General features: G+C 29.8%; 1 protein-coding gene. It reads left to right on the top strand.

What is annotated here, in order from left to right; all coding sequences use genetic code 11:
- The first annotated feature begins 108 nt into the window (after positions 1-108).
- Positions 109-1,470 carry an MqnA/MqnD/SBP family protein gene (locus NE054_RS08145; RefSeq protein ID WP_297890473.1) on the top strand — a complete coding sequence of 454 codons (1,362 nt, stop codon included), beginning with the start codon at positions 109-111 and terminating at the stop codon, positions 1,468-1,470.
- Positions 1,471-1,608 lie beyond the last annotated feature (138 nt).

Below are 1,608 nucleotides of genomic sequence, written 5' to 3'. Positions count from 1 at the left end.
TACATATGAACGTTCCTTCCGTTGTGGTAGTTGGTTCTTCAATTAGTCAGATTGCGGGCGCCTCTTTATCCGGATTTGTCAATCAGTTCTTATCAAGAAGTAGGCTCTGTGATAATTGGCTGTGATACTCCAATAGAAGATGTACAAACCATATATCTAACAAAAGAGTCAAAAACCTCCGTCTATTTGACAAGAGTGATTTTTGAAATTTTTTTTAAAAAAAATCCTGAGTATAGATTTTTTGAAAATTACAAAAAAAGACAGACAGTTTTACTGATAGGTGATAAAGCCCTTGAGTACAAAAAAGATTACAAATACGTTTATGACCTATCAAAAATTTGGTTTGATAAAACAGGTCTTCCATTTACATTTGCTTTGTGGTGTGTAAATAAAGATTTCTTTTTAAATAACAAAGAAAAAGTCAATTCTTTTGAATATCAACTAAAAAAAAATGTCAAAGAGTTCTTTGACAACATAGAAAACTTTGAATTAGAAAAAAGTAGAAAAGATTATTTAAAAAATTTAGATTATGGATTTGATAAAAAAAATATAGAAGCTGTGAAACTTTTTGCAAAATACCTCTTAGAAATCAACCTAATAAAAACCCTTCCGGATATAAGGTTTACAGATGGAAGAGTAATAACGGTGGACGGAACTCAGACATTTTTTAACTTTGAATACAACGAAGCATACCATAGTACGAAGGCAGGAGCATATACGGAAAGCCTATATAAATTCACTTTACCCTGTAAGGTAGATAAACTCTCAAAAGAAAAAGATGAGATAAATATTTTAGATGTAGGATTTGGTCTTGGATACAACGTTGCGGTTGCCATAAAAGTTGCAAGAGAAAACAATCCAGATGTAAAAATCAATATAATCTCAATAGAAAAAGACCCATTTTTTATAGACAGAATTAAATCTATGGAAATTCCGGAGATTTTGACAGATGAATATAATATAATAAAAAACTTACAACCTTCTAAAATAAAGATAAATGAAAGATACTACAACACATATACGTATTTAGAAGGTAATCTTAATCTTTTGGTAATTGTAGGAGAAGGAAGAGAAATCATATACAATCTCTCCAAAGAAAATTACAAATTTGATGCTGTATTTTACGACCCATTTTCTCCAAAAGTAAACACTGAAATGTGGACATTGGATTTATTTAAAGTAGTGAAAAATTTAATGACAGAAAAAGCTATACTTGCCACATACTCAGCATCCTTACCTGTTAGAAAAGGACTTATAGAAGCCGGATTTAAAATAGGACTTGTAGAACCCGTTGGAAGAAAAAGTCATTCTACCGTAGCTACGATAAACGGTGAGATACCAGATTTACCTGAAAAAGAGAAAAAAAGACTGTCAACATCACCATTGGCAGAACCTTACAGAGACGAATGTCTTTGTGAAACTAAAGATAAAATTTTAGAAAAATACTATCAACGTATCAATAAATATTAAAATATTCATAAATTGTTATAAACTTGCACATTTTAATCAACGCTCTTATTATTATATTATCAAAACTCTAATTTCCAATTTAAATAATTTTAAAACAAACCAAGACAAGTAGCAAAACTTAAAGCTAAAATGAAGAAG

The organism is Sulfurihydrogenibium sp. (assembly GCF_027448985.1).
Taxonomy (GTDB): Bacteria; Aquificota; Aquificia; order Aquificales; family Hydrogenothermaceae; genus Sulfurihydrogenibium.
This window is presented reverse-complemented; position numbering and strand designations above follow the sequence as displayed.